Below are 18,804 nucleotides of genomic sequence, written 5' to 3'. Positions count from 1 at the left end.
TCCACCAAGGGTGCCCTGTGTAACACCGCTACGCTGCATCCTGTGCCGCAGACCGACGACACACCGGAGTCCGGTGACAGCGCAACCGCCGGGCCCCTGTCCCGACGGGGCACTGCCCTGCTCTCTCGGTCGCAGACCCTCCTCAGCCGTGCCCTCGGACTGAACGGACCCCGCGACGGTTTCGCCGTCTCCAGCCTGCACGGCGACGAACCCGAGGCGCCCGGGCTCAACGCCCGCGAGACCGCACAGCTGCGTGGCGTCCGGCGCTTCGGCGCGACGGGCGCCCTGCTGATGGCACTCGGCGCTCTCGGTTCGGGCGCGCAGCCCGTGCTGCAGAACCCGGTCCAGGGACTGCGCCTCCTCGGCCTGCCCGCACGGATGCCGAGCGTCGCCATGACCATCACCCTGACCGGCAGCGCGATGGTCGTGCTGGCCTGGCTGCTGCTCGGCCGCTTCGCGGTCGGCAGCTTCCGCGAGGGTTCCGCCGTGCGACGGCTGACCCGGTCCCAGCTCGATCGCACCCTGCTGCTCTGGGTGGTCCCGCTCGCGATCGCCCCGCCGATGTTCAGCAAGGACGTCTACTCGTACCTCGCGCAGTCGGAGATCGCCGCCCGGGGCCTCGACCCCTACGCCATCGGTCCCGCGCAGGCGCTCGGCGTCGACCACATCCTGACCCGGACCGTCCCGACGATCTGGCGGGACACACCCGCCCCGTACGGCCCGCTGTTCATCTGGATCGGGAAGGGCATCTCCGCCCTGACCGGCGACAACATCGTCGCGGGCATCTTCCTGCACCGCCTGCTCGCCCTCGCGGGCGTCGCGCTGATCGTGTGGGCCCTGCCCCGGCTCGCGCGCCGCTGCGGGGTCGCGAGCGTGACCGCACTGTGGCTCGGCGCCGTCAATCCCCTGCTGTTGTTCCACCTGGTCGCCGGCATCCACAACGAGGCCCTCATGCTGGGCCTGATGCTCGCAGGCATCGAGATCGCACTCCGCGCGATCGAGGGCGCGGACCCGATCCGGTTCAGCATCCGCGAGGGACGCAGCCTCGCCCTGCTCCTGGCCGGGTCCGGGCTCATCGCGCTGTCCGCGACGGTGAAGATCCCCACCCTGCTTGCCCTCGGATTCATCGGCATGGCCCTCGCCAGGAGGTGGGGCGGGACGTTCCGGTCGGTGTGCGCTGCCGCGGCGCTGCTCGCCGCGGTCACGATCGTCGTGGTGCTCGCGGTCAGCCTGATCAGCGGGCTCGGATTCGGCTGGCTGAGCCCCGACACCCTGGGCACGGCCAACGAGGTGCGCAGCTGGATGTCGCTGCCGACCCTGCTCGGCCTGGGAACCGGTCTGGCCGGAGTGCTGCTCGGCCTCGGCGACCACACCACCGCCGTGCTCAGCCTGACCCGGCCGATCGCGTCACTGGCCGCGGCATTCGTTGCACTGCGGATGCTCGTCGCTGTCCTCCTCGGCCGCATCCACCCGATCGGCGCGCTCGGTGTCTCCCTCGGATTCCTGGTGCTCCTGTTCCCGGTCGTGCAGCCCTGGTACCTGCTGTGGGCCGTCATCCCCCTCGCCGCGTGGGCGACCCGGCCGGTGTTCCGCATCCCGGCGATCGCGCTGTCGTCGGTGGTCAGCCTGATCGTCATGCCGAACGGCGGCGAGTACCCGCCGTTCGTCATCGTGCAGGCCGCGATCGCCACCGTCCTCGTCTGCGGTTCCTTCATCGTCATCACCCGCAACCGGCTGCCGTGGCGGGTCGAGACCGAGGCCTCGAACAGCGGGGCGTCGGACAGGACCGCAACCCCCGACGCCTACTCTGAGGTCCCGTGAGTTCTTCCGTGTCCGAACAACCCGTGCTCCGACTCAGCGGTGTGGTGAAGGCGTTCGACGGCACCGTCGCCGTCGACGGTCTCGACCTGACCCTCGACCGCGGCCAGGTGCTGGCCCTGCTCGGACCGAACGGCGCCGGGAAGACCACCACCGTCGAGATGTGCGAGGGATTCCAGCGACCGGACAGCGGAACCGTTCGGGTCTTCGGCCTCGACCCCGCCGTCGCCTCCGGCGACGTGCGCGCCCGCATCGGAGTGATGCTCCAGGGCGGCGGCGCCTACCCGGGCTCCAAGGCCGGCGAGATGCTCGACCTGGTCGCCGCCTACTCATCCGACCCCCTCGACCCCGAATGGCTGCTGCGCGAACTCGGCCTCACCGACGCCGTCCGCACCCCGTACCGTCGGCTGTCGGGCGGCCAGCAGCAACGCCTGGCGCTCGCGTGTGCCCTCGTCGGACGCCCCGAACTGGTGTTCCTGGACGAACCGACCGCGGGCCTCGACGCCCAGGCACGGTTGATGGTGTGGGAACTGATCGAGGCGCTGCGCCGCGACGGCGTCTCGGTGCTGCTGACCACCCACCTGATGGACGAGGCCGAGGCACTCGCCGACCGGCTGGTGATCATCGACCACGGCCGCATCGTCGCGGAGGGCACCCCGAGCGAACTGACCCGGCACGGCGCCGCCGGCCGGCTCCAGTTCACCGCGCCCGCACACCTCGACCTGACCCGGCTGGCCGCGGCCCTGCCCGCGGGCTTCACCCCGAGCGAGCCGACCGCAGGCAACTACGTCGTCGAAGGCGACATCGACCCGGCCGTGCTCGTCGCGGTCGCCACCTGGTGCGCCGAACTCGACGTGCTCGCCACCGAGATCCGCGTCGACCAGCGCCGCCTCGAGGACGTGTTCCTCGACCTCACCGGAAGGGAGCTGCGGGGTTGACCATGTCCAACACCGACCGTCTCGCCGACAACCGGTTCACACCCGGCACCTTCGCGCCGAACCCGCGACCCGCACCGCCGCTGCGGATGCTCACCGCGCAGACCCGGCTCGAGCTGACCCTGCTCCTGCGCAACGGGGAGCAGCTGCTGCTGACGATGTTCATCCCGATCACGCTGCTGATCGGCCTCACGTTGCTGCCGCTGGGCGACCTCGGGGATCCCCGGGTGAACCGGGTGATGCCCGCGGTGATGATGGTCGCGGTGATGTCGACCGCATTCACCGGGCAGGCCATCGCGGTCGGGTTCGACCGCCGTTACGGCGCGTTGAAACGGCTCGGCGCCACGCCACTTCCACGATGGGGCATCATCGCGGGCAAGAGCGCGGCGGTGGTGATCGTGGTCGCGATCCAGATGGCCCTCCTCGGTGCGATCGGATTCGCGCTCGGATGGCGACCGGACCCGGCCGGGCTCCTGCTCGGTGCGGTCGTGATCGCCCTCGGCACCGCGATGTTCGCGGCACTCGGCCTGCTGCTCGGCGGCACGTTGAAGGCCGAGATCGTCCTGGCGCTGGCGAACGTGCTGTGGTTCGTGATGGCGGGCATCGGCTCGGTCGTGTTCGGCGGCGACGGCATCCCCGACGCGCTGCACACGTTGGCCCGGCTCGTGCCGTCCGGGGCGCTCGCCGAGGCCCTCGACCACGCCGTCTCCGGGTCGGTGGACGTGTTCGCGATCGTGGTGCTGATCGTGTGGGGCGCGGTCGCGGCGTGGCTGGCAACCCGCTGGTTCAAGTTCACCTGACCGAAACTCCGGACAGGCGGGCCGGTCCGCGGCCATCATTCATCGGTGCCGATCATGCGCCCGACCCTCGTCCCGCTCCTCGCCGCCGTCACCCTCGCGGTCACGGCCCCTCCCGCGCTCGCACAGCCGGCCTGGGGGCCGCTGGCGCCGCCGAACCCGCACCTGGGACCGGTCGGCACGGCCACCATGCACGGGGACGCCGGGTCGTCCGATGCCACCCCGCTCGCCGGCCCCGGCACCGGAGCGGTCGGGGCCACCGAGATCCCGCTGCTGTCCGCGTGCCCGACCCTGCTCGAGGGGTCCGACGGGCGGGTGGTCGCGTTGTGCACCGCCGTCCTCGGCCGGAAGCCGACGGTCCATCTGCTCGACGCAGGCAATTCCCGGTCGGTGGCATCACTTGAGCTGGCGAAAGGCAGCCTGCTCGGCGGCGTCTACGCCTTCCTCGACGATCAGAACCGCCTCGTCGCCGTCGACGGCAACCGGCAGCTGCAGCGCATCGGCCACACCGCCGACGCCCTGTTCGTCGACTCCACGGTCGACCTGTCCGGAGCGGTTCCCGACGGCGACGCGGTGACCGGCCTGGTTCCGGACTGGTCCGGCAACGTCTGGTTCGCCACCGGAGGCGGCGTGGTGGGCACGCTCGATCCGGCCGGGACCGCACGCACCCTCCGGCTGCCCGCTGGCGAGCAGGTGCAGAACAGCATCTCCAGCTCCCCCACCGGGGTGTCCGTGGCCACCACCCACGCCCTGTACCAGCTGTCCGCGGGTGCGGACGCCGCCCCGACGATCGACTGGCGGCACACCTACGATCGCGGGTCCGCCCGCAAGCCGGGCCAGCTCAGTTGGGGCACCGGCTCGACGCCGACCTTCTTCGGCCCCGGCACCGGCCACGAGTACGTCGCGATCGTCGACAACGCGGACACCCGGGTGAATCTGATCGTGCGCCGCGCCGACACCGGCGACGAGGTGTGCCAGGCGCCGGTACTGGCCACCGGAGGCCCGGGCAGTGAGAACTCCCCGATCGGCGTCGGCAACTCGGTGTTCGTGGCGGGTACCTACGGGTATCCGTACCCGACGGTGCCGGACGGTGCCGGTCCGGCGGTGCCGTCGTCCGCGCCGTTCACCGGCGGCATGACCCGGGTGGACATCGACGGTTCCGGCTGCCACGTGGTGTGGGACAACGCGGTGCGCAGCTCGGCGGTTCCGCACCTGTCGACCGCGGACGGCAACCTGTACACGGTGGTCCGGAAGGGGCAGCCGAACACGACTCCCCTCGACGGATTCGCGTTCGCGGTGATCGACCCCGCCACCGGCGCCGTCGTCTCCGAGTCCGGTCAGCCCGGCACCATCGCCAACGACACCCTGCAGATGTCGGCGCTGATCACCTCGCGGGGCGACTACCTGCAGGGCACGATCACCGGGCTGGTCCGGGTCCGGGCAGGCGACAGCGGCAGCATCGGCAGCGCGGGCAGTTCGGGGAGCTGACCGCCCCAACGACCGCGGCGAGCCGCCCCAACGACACGGCGGCGAGCCGCCCCAACGACACCGTGTAGTTGACCGGGCTCTACCATCGGACCCGTGCTGTATCGCGGCTTCGTGAGCCTGGTCAACCGTCTCCCCCTGCCCTCCCTGGCGGTCCAGAAGTGGATCGCGTTCGCGGTGATCCTGTCGCAGGGCGGCATCGCGGTCACCGGCTCGGTGGTCCGGGTCACCGCGTCCGGCCTCGGCTGCACCACCTGGCCGCAGTGTCACCCGGGCAGCTTCGTCCCGACCGGCAACTCGACCGCGCCGTGGTTTCACCAGGCCGTCGAGTTCGGCAACCGACTGCTCACGTTCCTGGTGATCGCGACCGCGGCGGCGGCGGTCATCGCGGTGACCCGGGCCGCCCGTCGGCGCGAGGTGCTGTTCTACGCGTGGCTGATGCCGCTGTCGACGGTGCTGCAGGCGGTGATCGGGGGCATCACTGTGCTCACCGGACTGCTGTGGTGGACCGTCGCCGTGCACATGCTGGTGTCGATGGCGATGGTGTGGCTGTCCGTGATCCTGTTCCACAAGATCGACCAGCCGGACGACGGCGTCGACGTGATCGTGCTGCCCAGGCAGCTGCGCTGGCTGACCGCGCTGTCCGGGGTGGCGCTGGCCGGCACCCTGGTCGCGGGCACGATGGTCACCGGCGCCGGACCGCACGCCGGTGACAAGAATCCCGAACGCACCGTCGAGCGCCTCGGCCTGGACATCACCAACCTCGTGCATCTGCACGCCGAACTTCTGGTCGGCTACCTGGCGCTGCTGGTCGGCCTCGGGTTCGCGCTGTACGCGGTCGGGGCGCGCGACGCGGTGAAGCTGCGCATGAAGGTGGTCGTCGCCCTCGTCGCCCTGCAGGCCTGCGTCGGCCTGGTCCAGTTCTGGACGCACGTCCCCGCCGTCCTGGTGACCATCCACGTCGCCCTGGCCGGTGCGTGCACCGCCGCGACCGCGGCCCTCTACGCCGCGGGCCGGGTCCGCGAACCCGCGCCCACACCGGCCACGCCGGCCGCCACCGGCGTCACCGTCGACTGACCGGCACCCGCTCCTGATCGCGAATCGGCTCGGCATAGCATTCGGCACGCGTCACCCACCGAATCGAGAGCCGAAGGAGCCGTCATGCGTCTGCGCGACACCCCGACCGTCGAGGTCACCGAACGTCTGACCTGCAGCCCGGAGCGTGCCTGGACACTGGTGATCGACATCGATCTGCCGACCCGCGCCGACGGCGAACTGCAGCGGACGGAGTGGCTGGACGGCGCGACCGTCGTCGCCGTCGGCGCCCGGTTCCGCGGGTACAACGCGAACGCGCAGATGGGCGAGTGGCACACCGAGTCGGAGGTCGTCGAGGTCGAGGACGGCCGACGCTGGGTGTGGCGGGTGGGTCCGGCGGACGAGCCGTTCGCCCACTGGGGTTTCGAGGTCGACTCCGACGGTGACGGCGCCCTCGTCCGGCAGTGGGCCAAGGTGGGCACCGGGCGGTCGCCGCTCGCCGACTTCATCGACCGGCACCCGGACCGGGAGGCCGCGATCCTCGATCACCGGATGTCGGTGTGGCGCGACGGGATGACGGCCAACCTGGCAGTGCTCAAGCAGCTCGCCGGCTGACCTTCTCTCTCCAGCCGACACAAAGACGTCGGGCCGGCTCACCCTGACGGTGAGCCGGCCCGATTCGTGTGCGCCGCGGAAGGGTCAGCCGAGGCCGTTGCGGGCCTTCGGGAAACGAGTCTGGTTGGCAACCCAGCCGGCCATCTTCTGCCAGTGGCCGACCCGCGGGGTGACGATGCTGGTGACCGAGCGCTCCCAGCCGGAGGTGCCGAGACCCTCGACCGCAGCAACGACGGCCTTCGCGGTGGCGAGGTCGTCGACGACCTGGTCGCCGAGGACGCCGTCAGCGCCAACGAGGGTGATCCGGACGCCGTCCAGACCGATCGGCTGTACGACAGCGGTGGCGGAGCCGCCGTGCTCGGCGACAAAATTGCGCACCGCGGTGACGGTCCGCGGCGGTGCGACGACGGACGGGGCGGCCGCGCCGGAATCCTGGGTGTCCACACTCATGCGCTCAGGATACGACAGGGCAGAATCATCGCCATGCGCGCAATCACCGTCGCCGAGTTCGGCGGCCCCGACGTCCTGCAGTACACCGAGATCCCGGACCCGGTTCCGGGTGAGAACGAAGTGCTGGTCCGCACCGAGGCGATCGGCGTCAACTACATCGACACCTATTTCCGCACCGGCGCGTACGCGATCGACCTGCCGTACGTCGCCGGCGCCGAGGGCACCGGCGTGATCGAGGCGGTCGGCTCGAATGTCACGGACCTGCGACCCGGTGACCGCGTGGCATGGTCCGACGCGCCGTCGAGTTACGCGGAGCTGGTCGTGGTCCCGGCCGCGAAGGCCGTCCCGGTCCCGGACGGCGTCCCCGCCCCGCAGGCCGCGTCGGCGCTGCTGCAGGGCATGACCGCGCACTACCTGCTGCACTCGGTGTACCCGGCGCAGCCCGGTGACACGGTGCTCGTGCACGCGGGCGCCGGCGGCGTCGGCCAGATCCTGACGCAGCTCGCCACCGCGCACGGGGTGCGGGTGATCACCACGGTGTCGACCGACGAGAAGGCGGCGCTCTCGCGCGAGTGCGGGGCCGCCGAGGTGCTGCGCTACGGCGCCGATCTGGCCGAGCAGGTTCGCGCACTCACCGGCGGCGAGGGCGTCGCGGCCGTGTACGACGGTGTCGGCGCCGACACGTTCGAGGCCAGCCTGGCGTCGCTGAGGATCCGTGGCACCCTTGCCCTCTTCGGGGCGGCCAGCGGACCGGTGCCGCCGTTCGACCCGCAGCGCCTCAACGCCGCCGGCTCGCTGTTCCTGACCCGGCCCACGCTTGCGCACTACACCCGGGACCGCGAGGAGCTCCTGTGGCGGTCCGGGGACGTGTTCGCCGCGATCGCCGACGGCACGCTCACGATCCGGGTCGGCGCGACCCACCGTCTCGCCGACGCCGCGCAGGCGCACCGCGACCTGCAGGCCCGCAAGACGACCGGATCGATCGTCCTGGTGCCGTGACCGGGAAAGAGTGAAGGACCGTTCGGGTTCCCGGAGGACCCGAACGGTCCTTGTCACCCGCCCGACGGTGTCGGGTCAGGAGAAGAAGCTGGCGATCGTGTCCCAGCCGAGGACCGAGTCGATGGCAAGACCGAGGCAGACGACGGCGAGGTAGTTGTTCGACTGCAGGAACAGGCGCAGGGGCTTGACCTGCTCACCACGGCGCACGCCGGTGTAGAGCTGGTGCGCCATCAGCAGGAACCAGGCACCGGCGACCAGCGCAACCGCCGCGTAGATGACGCCCGCGGCGGGCACCAGGACCAGTGTGGTCAGTACGGTCAGCCAGGTGTAGACGAGGATCTGCTTGGTGACGCGTTCCTCGGTCGCGATAACCGGGAGCATCGGCACGCCCGCGGCCTTGTAGTCCTCCTTGTACCGCATGGCCATTGCCCAGGTGTGCGGCGGCGTCCAGAAGAAGATCACCAGGAACAGGACGATCGGTTCCCAGCTGAGGCTGCCGGTGACCGCAGCCCAGCCGACCATCACGGGCATGCAGCCTGCGGCGCCGCCCCAGATGACGTTCTGCCAGGTCCGCCGCTTGAGCACCATGGTGTAGACGAGTACGTAGAACGCGATGGTCAGCGCGATCAAGATCGCGGCCAGCGGGTACGTCGCCCACCACAGCCATCCGAAGGACGCGACACCAAGGGCAAGGCCGAAGATCAGTGCGTGCGACGTGGGCACCGCCATCCGAGCCAGCGGGCGCCGGGCCGTGCGCTTCATCACCTTGTCGATGTCGGCGTCGACCACGCAGTTGAGGGTGTTCGCGCTCGCGGCGCCCATCCAGCCGCCGAACAGCGTCGCCAGGATGAGCGGGAAGTCGACGGTGCCGCGGTCCGCGAGGAGCATCGCCGGGATCGTCGCGACGAGCAGGAGTTCGATGACCCGAGGCTTGGTCAACGCCAGGTACGCGAGGAGCGTCCCGGAGATTCGACCCCAGAGGGAGTCCGACCCACTGGCGGGGGTGGCATCGGGGGCACCAGCGAGACCGTGTCCGCCACGCTCCACTATCCGCACCGTTACTCCTACTTCTCGGGCCCCGCCGATGGGCCCGGTTGACTGGCTCGACCCACAGGGGCCGGCGCCGCGCGTACGACTACCGCTTCAGTGGTCCACCGGATCATGGGGCAGCCGCGATCGCTGCGCCGCGACCGGGGACCCGAGCACTACTACACCCGATGGTAGACGGCTCGCCGAGCAGAACCGAACCGGGCACGGGTCGAATGGTCCGAATCGGACACCCACCGCGACCGCGACACTCCCGACGCGCAGGACGGACGCCGGATCGACCGGCACGCGCACGAGCACTAGGGTTGGGTCGGCACTACGCTGGTGTGTCGGAACCGACGTCGGGTCCACCGCACCCATCGTTCGTCCCGCCGTCACCGTGCCGCTCACCGATGTCAGGAGACTTCAAGCTCGTGTCGACCACAGACGAGATCCGCGTCCTCACCCAGCCCGTGCATCCCGCCGACTGGACCGACCTGGACACCAAGGCGGTCGACACCGCACGTGTCCTCGCCGCCGACGCCGTGCAGAAGGTCGGCAACGGCCATCCCGGCACCGCGATGAGCCTCGCGCCCCTCGCCTACACCCTCTTCCAGCGCGTCATGCGCCACGACCCCTCGGACGCCGAGTGGGTCGGTCGCGACCGCTTCGTCCTGTCCTGCGGGCACTCCAGCCTCACCCTCTACCTGCAGCTGTACCTGTCGGGTTACGGCCTCGAGCTGTCCGACCTCGAGTCGCTGCGCACCTGGGGTTCGCTGACCCCGGGCCACCCCGAGTACGGGCACACCACCGGCGTCGAGATCACCACCGGTCCGCTCGGCCAGGGCCTGGCGTCGGCGGTCGGCATGGCGATGGCGGCGCGGCGTGAGCGCGGCCTGTTCGATCCGGACGCCCCGGCCGGCACCAGCCCGTTCGACCACCACGTGTACGTGATCGCCTCCGACGGCGACCTGCAGGAGGGCGTCACCTCCGAGGCGTCCTCGATCGCCGGCGTGCAGCAGCTCGGCAACCTGATCGTCTTCTACGACGACAACGAGATCTCCATCGAGCACGACACCCACATCGCGTTCGGCGAGGACGTCGCCAAGCGTTACGAGGCGTACGGCTGGCACGTGCAGCGGGTCGAGGGCGGCGAGAACGTCTCCGCGATGCTCGACGCGGTCGAGGCCGCGAAGGCCGTGACGGACAAGCCGTCGATCATCGTCCTGCGCACCATCATCGGGTACCCGGCGCCGACGAAGATGAACACCGGCGACGTGCACGGCGCCGCGCTCGGCGCCGACGAGGTCGCGGGTGTGAAGAAGGCGCTCGGCTTCGACCCGGAGAAGAACTTCGACGTCGACCCGGCCGCCCTCGCGCACGCCCGTGAGGTGAAGGCCCGCGGTGCCGCGGCGCACGCCGAGTGGCAGCAGACGTTCGACGCCTGGGCGGCCCGGGAGCCGGAGCGCAAGGCCCTGTTCGACCGACTGGACGCCGGCGCGTTCCCCGAGGGATGGACCGACGTCCTCCCGACGTGGGAGCCGGACACGAAGGGCGCCGCGACCCGCAAGGCGTCGAGCAAGGTGCTCAACGCGCTCGGTCCGATCCTGCCCGAGCTGTGGGGCGGTTCCGCCGACCTCGCGGGCAGCAACAACACCACCATCGACGGTTCCGACTCGTTCGGCCCGCCCTCGATCTCGACGAAGGACTGGACCGCGCAGCCGTACGGCCGCACGCTGCACTTCGGCATCCGCGAGCACGCGATGGGGTCGATCCTCAACGGCATCGCGCTGCACGGTCCGACCCGCCCGTACGGCGGCACGTTCCTCGTGTTCTCCGACTACATGCGTCCGGCGGTCCGACTGGCCGCGCTGATGGGCGTCCCGTCGATCTACGTGTGGACGCACGACTCGATCGGTCTGGGCGAGGACGGCCCGACGCACCAGCCGATCGAGCACCTCGCGGCGCTGCGCGGCATCCCGAACATGTCGGTGATCCGGCCGGGCGACGCGAACGAGACGGCGCAGGCATGGCGGTACGCGCTGGAGAACACCACCGGCCCGACCGCGCTGGCGCTGACCCGTCAGGACATCCCCGTGCTCGAGGGCACCGCGGACAAGGCGGTCGAGGGCGTCAAGCGCGGCGCCTACGTGCTCGAGGACTCCTCGACCGGCACCCCGCAGGTGATCCTGCTCGCGTCCGGTTCCGAGCTGTACCTGGCCGTGGAGGCCCGCAAGGCCCTCGAGGCCGACGGCATCGGCACCCGCGTGGTGTCGGTCCCCTGCCTCGACTGGTTCAACCAGCAGGACCAGGCGTACCGCGACGAGGTGCTGCCGCCCGCCGTCCGTGCCCGCGTCTCCGTCGAGGCCGGTATCGCGATGCCGTGGTGGCGTCTGCTCGGCGACGCCGGTGAGGCCGTCTCCATCGAGCACTTCGGCGCCTCCGCCGACCACAAGACGCTGTTCCGCGAGTTCGGGTTCACGGCCGAGAATGTCACCGCCGCGGCCCGTCGCACCCTCGATCGAGTGAAGGGCTGATCGCCATGGCACAGAATCAGAATCTCGCCGACCTGTCGGCCGCCGGTGTGTCGGTGTGGCTCGACGACCTCTCGCGTGGACGCCTCCAGACGGGCAACCTGGCGCAGCTGGTGGCGGAGAAGTCCGTCGTCGGCGTGACCACGAACCCGTCGATCTTCCAGGCCGCGCTCAAGGGTCCGGAGTACCAGGCACAGCTGCACGAGCTCGCCGGCCGCGGCGCGAACGTGGACGACACGGTCCGCGCGCTCACCACGGACGACGTCCGTGAGGCGTGCGACCTGCTCACCCCGCAGTACGAGGCCAGTGCCGGCGTCGACGGCCGGGTCTCGATCGAGGTCGACCCGCGCCTGGCGCACGACACCGAGGGCACGGTCGCGCAGGCGATCGAGCTGTGGAAGATCGTCGACCGGCCGAACCTGCTGATCAAGATCCCGGCCACCCTCGCGGGTCTGCCCGCGATCACCCGGGTGATCGCCGAGGGCATCAGCGTCAACGTCACGCTGATCTTCTCGGTGGAGCGGCACAAGGCGGTCATCGACGCCTACCTGGCCGGCCTGGAGGCCGCTAAGTCCGCCGGGCACGACCTGTCGACGATCCACTCGGTCGCGTCGTTCTTCGTGTCCCGGGTGGACACCGAGATCGACGCCCGGCTGGAGAAGATCGACACCGACGCCGCCCTCGCGCTGCGCGGCAAGGCCGGTGTGGCCAACGCCCGCCTCGCGTACGCGGCCTACCAGGAGGTCTTCGAGTCCGGTGACCGGTTCGCGGAGCTCGCGAAATCCGGTGCGCGCGTGCAGCGTCCGCTGTGGGCGTCGACGGGTGTGAAGAACCCCGAGTACCCGGACACCCTGTACGTCACCGAGCTGGTCGCGGCGAACACGGTGAACACCATGCCGGAGAAGACTCTCGACGCCGTCGCCGATCACGGCACCGTCACCGGTGACACCATCACCGGGACCGCCGCGGCGTCCCAGCAGGTCTTCGACGCGGTCGCCGGCGCGGGCGTCGACCTCACCGATGTCTTCGACAAGCTCGAGACCGAGGGCGTCGACAAGTTCGAGGTCTCCTGGAACGAACTCCTCGAGGCCACCGCCGCGTCCCTCACCGCGGCGTCCTGATCGATGGGGAGCACGGGCACCGCGTCGCAGCGCAGGACCGGCACCGCCGACGCGTGGATCAATCCACTCCGCGACGAGCGAGACAAGAGACTGCCGCGAATCGCGGGCCCGTGCTCCCTGGTGATCTTCGGGGTCACCGGTGACCTGGCGCGCAAGAAGCTGATGCCCGCGGTGTACGACCTGGCGAACCGGGGGCTGCTGCCGCCCGGTTTCGCCCTGGTCGGGTTCGCCCGCCGGGACTGGGCGGACGAGGACTTCGGCAAGGTCGTGCACGACGCGGTCCGCGAGCACGCGCGCACCGAGTTCCGGGAAGAGGTGTGGGACCGCCTTGCCGAGGGAATCCGCTTCGTGCAGGGCAGTTTCGACGACGACGCCGCGTTCGCCGAGCTGACTCGCACCTTGGCCGCGCTCGACGCCGAGCGCGGTACCAGCGGCAATCACGCCTTCTACCTGGCCATTCCGCCCGTCGCCTTCCCGACGGTGTGCGAGCAGCTGTCCAGGTCCGGGCTGGCCAAGCCGGTCGAGGGCCAGTGGCGACGGGTGGTCATCGAGAAGCCGTTCGGTCACGACCTGGAATCCGCGAAGGAACTCAACGCGGTCGTGAACACGGTCTTCCCCGAGGACTCGGTGTTCCGTATCGATCACTACCTGGGCAAGGAGACGGTCCAGAACATCCTGGCGTTGCGGTTCGCGAACCAGCTGTTCGACCCGATCTGGAATGCCCATTACGTGGACCACGTGCAGATCACGATGGCCGAGGACATCGGACTCGGCGGACGTGCCGGGTACTACGACGGTATCGGCGCCGCCCGTGACGTGATCCAGAACCATCTCCTGCAGCTGCTCGCGTTCACGGCGATGGAGGAACCCGTCAGCTTCGAACCGTCCGAGCTGCAGGCGGAGAAGATCAAGGTGCTCTCGGCGACCCGGCTCGCCGAACCCCTGGACGAGACCACCGCCCGCGGCCAGTACGCGGGCGGCTGGCAGGGCGGTCGCCAAGTGGTGGGCCTGCTCGACGAGGAGGGCTTCTCCAAGGATTCGACCACCGAGACCTTCGCCGCGATCACCCTCGAGGTGGACACCCGGCGCTGGGCCGGTGTCCCCTTCTACCTCCGTACCGGAAAGCGTCTGGGGCGCAGGGTGACCGAGATCGCGGTCGTGTTCAAGCGCGCCCCGCACCTGCCCTTCGACCAGACCATGACCGAGGAACTGGGCCAGAACGCCCTGGTGATCCGGGTGCAGCCGGACGAGGGCGTCACGATGCGTTTCGGCTCCAAGGTGCCCGGATCCTCGATGGAGGTCCGGGACGTCAACATGGACTTCAGCTACGGGCAGGCCTTCACCGAGTCCTCCCCCGAGGCGTACGAGCGGCTGATCCTGGACGTGCTCCTCGGCGAACCGTCGCTGTTTCCGGTGAACGCCGAGGTCGAATTGTCCTGGAAGATCCTCGATCCGGTGCTCGAGCGCTGGGCGGCGAACGGTCGCCCCGACCCGTACGAGGCGGGCACCTGGGGACCGGATTCGGCACTGGAGATGCTGCGCCGCACCGGGCGCGAATGGAGACGGCCGTGACGACGTCGTCGGACACGACCATGACGACGTTGTCGGGGGCGACCGTGACGATGGGAGAATTCCACTCGTGATCATCGACATTCCCGCCACCACCACCGGCGCCGTCAACAAGCGTCTGGTCGAACTCCGGGAAACGGGCGGCGCGGTCACCCTGGGCCGGGTGCTGACCCTGGTGGTGAGCACCGACGACGACGAGAACGCAGAGTCGGTGATCGAGGCCGCCAACGAGGCGAGCCGCGAGCACCCGTGTCGCGTCATCGTGGTGACCCGCGGGGACCGGGACGGCGAGTCCCGCCTGGACGCGCAGATCCGGGTCGGTGGGGACGCGGGCGCATCCGAGGTCGTGGTGCTGCGCCTCTACGGTGAGCTCGCCGGACACGAGGACAGCGTGGTGATCCCGTTCCTGCTGCCGGACACCCCCGTGGTGGCCTGGTGGCCGGACAGGCCGCCTGCCGTTCCCGCACGAAATCCTCTGGGACAGTTGGCCATCCGCCGGATCACCGACGCGACCGGAGCCCCCGACCCGGCGGCGACCATCAAGTCGCGACTGCAGGCGTACACCGCGGGCGACACCGACCTGGCCTGGGCGCGAGCCACCCCGTGGCGCGCGCTGCTGACCTCGGCACTCGACCAGCCGCCGCACGAGCCGCTGTTGTCGGCGACGGTGTCCGGGCTGGCCACCGAGCCCGCGGTCGACCTGATCGCCGGGTGGCTGGCCAGCCGGATCGACGGCCCGGTGCGCCGTCTGGCCGGGGAGCTGCGGATCGAGATGCACCGCGAGACCGGCACGATCGCGCTGAGCCGGCCGCAGACGGGGAAGACCGCGACCCTCAGCCGCACGGGAGCACCGGATTCGCTGGTGTCGTTGGCGCGCAGGGAAACCCGCGACTGCCTCGCCGAGGACCTGCGCCGTCTCGATCCGGACGAGATCTATCACGCCGCGCTGGCCGGACTGGGCCGGGTCGTCTACGAATAGTCCGTCGACTGGGAATAATCATTCGACTGGATAACGGTCCTCCACGGATCGGTCCGGAACACATAGGGTGAGACCCATGACTGATTCCGTGACCGTGCAGACGTACGACGACGCCGACGCCCTCACCTCGGCGGCAGCCCGGAAGTTCATCGACGTGATCGTCGCGGCGCAGGCCGCGCGCGGCTCCGCCTCGATCGTCCTCACCGGCGGCGGCAACGGAATCGGTCTGCTCCGCAAGCTGCGTGCCGATTCCGGTGCGATCGACTGGTCGAAGGTCGACGTCTTCTGGGGTGACGAGCGTTTCGTACCGGCCGGGCATCCGGACCGGAACGAGGTGCAGGCCCACGAGGCGCTGCTCGACCACGTGCCGGTCGAGGCGGCGCGGCTGCACCCGATGCCGTACGGGGACGGCGCGTACGCCGGCGATCCCGACGCGGCCGCGCACGCCTACGAGCATCTGCTCGCCGCACACGCGAACGGCGGCCCGATCCCCGACTTCGACGTGCACCTGCTCGGCATGGGCGGTGAGGGACACGTCAATTCGCTGTTCCCCGACACCGACGCGGTCCGCGAGGACACCCGTTTCGTGGTCGGCATCACCGACTCCCCCAAGCCGCCCGCCGAACGGGTCACGCTGACGCTGCCCGCTGTGCGCCGGGCACGCCGGGTGTGGCTGCTGGTCGCCGGTGCGGACAAGGCGGAGGCCGTGGCCGCGGCGGTCGCAGGCGCGAACCCGCTCGACATTCCGGCCGCCGGGGCACTCGGGGTGGAGGAGACCGTGTGGTTCCTCGACCGGGCGGCCTCGGCGAACCTGCCGGCCTGACCGGTCACTCGCCGGCCGTTCCCTCGTCGGTGGGGCGGGGATTCGTCTCTCGCGGCGTGGGATCCACCCGCCTGCCGTGCAGGAGGGCGTGACTGCGGGGCGTCGCCCGCGTCGTCGCGAGCCCGCGGACGCCGCCGCGCCAGTCGTGCGTTCCAGTGCACCGGATCATCGTGGGACTCCCTCTCGCATCCTGTGCTGAGTTGGACGCGCGGGACCTCGGCCCGGTTCCAGGGCGATCCGGCATGCCTCCGGCCGGACACCGACGCTTCACGGCCGCGCACCCCCGCGGCGACGGCGATCGGCCGGTCGCACCTGACCGGGCTTCGGCGGCGATGCCTCGCCGGCACGCACCAGCGCGAGGCATTCGGTCATCTCGTCGGCGCCGGCCTCGCCGCACGCGAGGTCGGCGAGCACCGAAGCCCGATCCGCCTCATTCACGCCGGCCAGCTCGTCGCCACCCGGGCCCGCCGGAGGTGACCCCGGATCGCCGGACAGGCGCGCGACTGCCTGCGCGACGCCGCTGTCGGCGAGTGAGGCGTAGTGGGCGAAGGGCGCGATCGGCCCCACCACGGACGCGTGCCACTGCCGCACGCGGACATGACGAAGCCGGTCGGCGGCGTCAGGCCCGGCGCGATCCACTGCGACAACCCGAAGTGGACGTCGGCAAGGGTGGACAGCGGGTGGATGCCGGGCGCGTAGTGCAGCGGTGCCACGGCCAGGGACACCTGGGGTTGGGCCGGGGTCCACGGCGCGTCCGGCGCCGACGCGATCCGCGAGACCGTCGACCCGATCGAGTAGTCGGTGTACATCAACACGATCCGACCCTGGACGATCTGGGCGTTCAGTTCGCCGATCTTGTTGCCCGGCACCGAGTTGTCCGCGGCGAGCAGTATCGGCGTGGGTGACTGCCGCCCCCACCGCCACGCTCCGCCGGTGTATCCCCAGAACTCCCAGCCGTTCTCGACCGCGAGCCCGGCCCAGTGATGTCGCATCAGGTGGATGCCGCCGTCGTTCGACCGCCCCGCGGGAGTACCGAAGACGTGGACGTGGTTGCCCCACAAGATCATCGACTGGTTCTGGAAGAATCGGTACCACGGGTGGGTGCTGGGAAACGTGATGATCGGGCTCGGCTGATACCACTCGGCATCGGGGTCGTGGGACACCCACAGCGCGGCGAAGTTCGTGGACCACGTCGTGGTCGCGGGGTCGGTGGCCCAGTCGCGGACGGCGAAGGTGCTGACCACGGTGTCACCGTTCGGCAACTGCAGCCCGCTGTTCGGGATGTGGGTGAACGCCTCGCCCGCCGGCGCCGGCACCGGTTCGGTGACGTGCCGATACGGAATGATCTGCGCTGCGCGAGCGCCACCGACCGCGTTGTCCCAGCGAATGCCACGCAGCAGGTCCGCGTTCGAGGTCCGCAGCGACACCGGACTGCGCCAGCCGCCGCCGTTCCAGCCCGGCTCCGGGCAGTGGTTGTCGAAGGTGTCCCCGTGCAGCGAGTGCGTGTAGCCCTTGGCATTGCGCCACATGAAGCACAGGTCGGTGCCCTCGAAGCCGAAACGGGTGGTGACGCCGGGACCGGTGATCCGGCCCGGATCGAACGGATTGGGTACGCCCACCGCGACCACGCTCCCAGTTTAGGCGCGGCCCGAACCGGCCGGGCCATATAGTGAAACCACCCGATCGGTCGCCAGCCACCGCAGACGGAGAGTGCTCATGACGCTCTACGGCATCGACATCTCCAACTACCAGGCCGGACTCGATCTCGCCGCGGTCCGCGCCGAGGGCTTCGAATTCGTCTGGGCCAAGGTGTCGGAGGGCATCCACTACCGCGATCCCACATGGCCGGGATTCCGCGACGCCGCCCGCGCGAACGGGTTGCTCCTCGCGGGCTACCACTACGTGCGCGCCGACTCCTCCGCCGACGCACAGGCCCGGACGTTCGTCGAGCACCTCGGCGACGCCACGATTCCCGCGATGCTCGACTTCGAGGCCGATTCCGGTGACATGGAAGTGTTCTGGGCGGTCGCGAACGCGATCGACGCCCTCGGCGTCCACGTCGCGCTGTCCTACATCCCGCGCTGGTACTGGCAGCAGATCGGCAGGCCCGACCTGTCCCAGGTGCCGGGGCTGATCCAGTCCAGCTACGTCGTCGGGACCGGTTACGCCAGTGTGCTCTACCCCGGGGACGATTCCTACCGGTGGACGGGGTACGGCGGCAAGAGCGTCGACATCCTGCAGTTCACTTCGTCGGCCCTGGTGGCCGGTCAGAAGGTGGACGCCGACGCGTTCCGCGGCACCCGGGAGGAACTCGCTGCGCTGATCTCACCCGCACCGCGACAGGAGGGGGACGGCATGACACCCGAGCAGGCACAGCAGCTCAGGGACATCTGGACCCAGCTGATGGGTCCGAACGGCAACGGCTGGCCGCAATTGGGCAACCGCACACTGGTCGACGCCTGCGCGGTGATCCTCGACCAGCTGGTCGGCCCGGATCACCGGTTCGGCGGCTGGCCACAGACCGGTGGTCGCACGGACACCGACGCGATCGCCGCCGTCGGTGCGGCACTGAACATCCCCGGTTTCAGCGACACCAAGGCCGAGCGGTGAGCGGCGCC

At 70.4% G+C, this 18,804-nt stretch carries 17 protein-coding genes; 13 read left to right on the top strand and 4 right to left on the bottom strand.

Features of this window, described 5'->3' with window-relative positions; genetic code table 11:
• Nucleotides 1-96: 96 nt before the first annotated feature.
• The 6 genes from mptB (at nucleotide 97) to ACWDUM_RS19850 (ending at nucleotide 6,685) form a co-directional block, all read left to right on the top strand.
• Entirely contained in the window at nucleotides 97-1,821 is a 1,725-nt protein-coding gene (gene mptB / locus ACWDUM_RS19875) for a polyprenol phosphomannose-dependent alpha 1,6 mannosyltransferase MptB (protein ID WP_450135669.1), read from the top strand.
• Nucleotides 1,818-2,756, top strand: a complete 939-nt coding sequence (locus ACWDUM_RS19870; RefSeq protein WP_450135274.1) for an ABC transporter ATP-binding protein — start codon at nucleotides 1,818-1,820, stop codon at nucleotides 2,754-2,756. Before mptB ends, ACWDUM_RS19870 begins: the two co-directional genes overlap by 4 nt.
• Nucleotides 2,757-2,758: 2 nt before the next feature.
• Nucleotides 2,759-3,553 (top strand): ABC transporter permease, encoded by a 795-nt coding sequence (locus ACWDUM_RS19865; RefSeq protein WP_450135273.1) that lies wholly within the window; start codon nucleotides 2,759-2,761, stop codon nucleotides 3,551-3,553.
• Between the two features lie 54 nt (nucleotides 3,554-3,607).
• Nucleotides 3,608-5,038 (top strand): hypothetical protein, encoded by a 1,431-nt coding sequence (locus tag ACWDUM_RS19860; protein ID WP_450135668.1) that lies wholly within the window; start codon nucleotides 3,608-3,610, stop codon nucleotides 5,036-5,038.
• Between the two features lie 93 nt (nucleotides 5,039-5,131).
• Entirely contained in the window at nucleotides 5,132-6,112 is a 981-nt protein-coding gene (locus tag ACWDUM_RS19855; RefSeq protein ID WP_450113795.1) for a COX15/CtaA family protein, read from the top strand.
• 84 nt (nucleotides 6,113-6,196) lie between these two features.
• Nucleotides 6,197-6,685: an SRPBCC family protein gene (locus tag ACWDUM_RS19850; protein WP_450113796.1), complete on the top strand. Its 489-nt coding sequence runs from the start codon at nucleotides 6,197-6,199 to the stop codon at nucleotides 6,683-6,685.
• Nucleotides 6,686-6,769: 84 nt separating this feature from the next.
• Here ACWDUM_RS19850 and ACWDUM_RS19845 read toward each other — a convergent pair whose 3' ends face one another.
• Complete coding sequence (locus ACWDUM_RS19845; RefSeq protein WP_450135272.1) at nucleotides 6,770-7,135, bottom strand: hypothetical protein; 366 nt, start codon at nucleotides 7,133-7,135, stop codon at nucleotides 6,770-6,772.
• Between the two features lie 33 nt (nucleotides 7,136-7,168).
• Between ACWDUM_RS19845 and ACWDUM_RS19840 the strand changes: the two genes are divergently transcribed.
• Nucleotides 7,169-8,134 (top strand): quinone oxidoreductase family protein, encoded by a 966-nt coding sequence (locus ACWDUM_RS19840; protein WP_450135271.1) that lies wholly within the window; start codon nucleotides 7,169-7,171, stop codon nucleotides 8,132-8,134.
• 75 nt (nucleotides 8,135-8,209) lie between these two features.
• Here the strand turns inward: ACWDUM_RS19840 and ACWDUM_RS19835 are convergent, their stop codons facing one another.
• A complete protein-coding gene (locus tag ACWDUM_RS19835) occupies nucleotides 8,210-9,190 on the bottom strand; it encodes a heme o synthase (RefSeq protein ID WP_450135270.1) in 981 nt (326 codons plus the stop codon).
• 404 nt (nucleotides 9,191-9,594) lie between these two features.
• On the opposite strand from ACWDUM_RS19835, the gene tkt reads away from it, so the two are divergent.
• The 5 genes from tkt to pgl all read left to right on the top strand — a co-directional run bounded on the left by tkt (nucleotide 9,595) and on the right by pgl (nucleotide 16,186).
• Nucleotides 9,595-11,697, top strand: coding sequence for a transketolase (tkt, locus tag ACWDUM_RS19830; protein ID WP_450135269.1), 2,103 nt, complete (start codon nucleotides 9,595-9,597; stop codon nucleotides 11,695-11,697).
• A 5-nt stretch (nucleotides 11,698-11,702) separates the two neighbouring features.
• Nucleotides 11,703-12,815 (top strand): transaldolase, encoded by a 1,113-nt coding sequence (gene tal, locus ACWDUM_RS19825; protein WP_450135268.1) that lies wholly within the window; start codon nucleotides 11,703-11,705, stop codon nucleotides 12,813-12,815.
• A 3-nt stretch (nucleotides 12,816-12,818) separates the two neighbouring features.
• Nucleotides 12,819-14,387 carry a glucose-6-phosphate dehydrogenase gene (gene zwf, locus ACWDUM_RS19820; protein WP_450115684.1) on the top strand — a complete coding sequence of 523 codons (1,569 nt, stop codon included), beginning with the start codon at nucleotides 12,819-12,821 and terminating at the stop codon, nucleotides 14,385-14,387.
• A gap of 67 nt (nucleotides 14,388-14,454) precedes the next feature.
• On the top strand, nucleotides 14,455-15,363 hold the full coding sequence (gene opcA, locus ACWDUM_RS19815; RefSeq protein WP_450135267.1) for a glucose-6-phosphate dehydrogenase assembly protein OpcA: 909 nt from the start codon (nucleotides 14,455-14,457) through the stop codon (nucleotides 15,361-15,363).
• 76 nt (nucleotides 15,364-15,439) lie between these two features.
• Nucleotides 15,440-16,186 (top strand): 6-phosphogluconolactonase, encoded by a 747-nt coding sequence (gene pgl, locus ACWDUM_RS19810; RefSeq protein WP_450115682.1) that lies wholly within the window; start codon nucleotides 15,440-15,442, stop codon nucleotides 16,184-16,186.
• A gap of 267 nt (nucleotides 16,187-16,453) precedes the next feature.
• Here pgl and ACWDUM_RS19805 read toward each other — a convergent pair whose 3' ends face one another.
• Complete coding sequence (locus ACWDUM_RS19805) at nucleotides 16,454-16,624, bottom strand: hypothetical protein (RefSeq protein ID WP_450135266.1); 171 nt, start codon at nucleotides 16,622-16,624, stop codon at nucleotides 16,454-16,456.
• A complete protein-coding gene (locus tag ACWDUM_RS19800; protein WP_450135265.1) occupies nucleotides 16,621-17,814 on the bottom strand; it encodes a DUF4185 domain-containing protein in 1,194 nt (397 codons plus the stop codon). The genes ACWDUM_RS19805 and ACWDUM_RS19800 overlap by 4 nt, the downstream gene beginning before the upstream one ends.
• Nucleotides 17,815-17,902: 88 nt before the next feature.
• On the opposite strand from ACWDUM_RS19800, the gene ACWDUM_RS19795 reads away from it, so the two are divergent.
• On the top strand, nucleotides 17,903-18,796 hold the full coding sequence (locus ACWDUM_RS19795) for a glycoside hydrolase family 25 protein (RefSeq protein WP_450135264.1): 894 nt from the start codon (nucleotides 17,903-17,905) through the stop codon (nucleotides 18,794-18,796).
• Nucleotides 18,797-18,804 lie beyond the last annotated feature (8 nt).

It is taken from the genome of Rhodococcus sp. NPDC003322, assembly GCF_053589555.1.
The sequence above is the reverse complement of the archived record's forward strand: the minus strand, read 5'-3'. Positions and strand labels throughout refer to the sequence as shown.